Source organism: Microvirga sp. HBU67558 (genome assembly GCF_018069605.1).
GTDB classification, from domain to species: Bacteria; Pseudomonadota; Alphaproteobacteria; order Rhizobiales; family Beijerinckiaceae; genus Microvirga; species Microvirga terrae.
This window is the reverse complement of sequence record NZ_JAGPUP010000157.1, coordinates 1-365: the sequence shown is the minus strand read 5'-3', so window position 1 is coordinate 365 and position 365 is coordinate 1. Positions and strand designations below refer to the sequence as shown.

Sequence of the window (365 nt, the reverse complement as noted above, 5' to 3'; positions counted from 1 at the left end):
TCGCGTTTACCGGCGTGGTTGGCGGGTCCGACGATGCCCTCGTTTTCCATGCGCTCCATGAGCGAGGCGGCGCGGTTGTAGCCGATCTGGAGGCGGCGCTGGATGTAGCTGGTCGAGGCTTTCTTGTCGCGCAGCACCACCGCCACCGCCTGGTCGTACAGGTCCCCGCCCGGCGCCCCGAACTCGCCCTGGTCGAACACGGCCGCGTCGGGAGCCGCCCCGCCCTCGTCCTCCTCGGCCGTGACCGCCTCCAGGTACTGCGGCCGGCCCTGGCGCTTGAGATGCGCCACCACCTTCTCGACCTCCTCGTCCGAGCAGAACGGCCCGTGCACGCGCGTGATCCGCCCGCCGCCGGCCATGTACAG

General features: G+C 71.0%; 1 protein-coding gene. It reads right to left on the bottom strand.

Annotated features, from left to right (window positions below; genetic code table 11):
• A partial coding sequence (locus KBI52_RS00635; RefSeq protein ID WP_305797858.1) for a DNA translocase FtsK occupies positions 1-365 on the bottom strand: 365 nt, incomplete at both ends.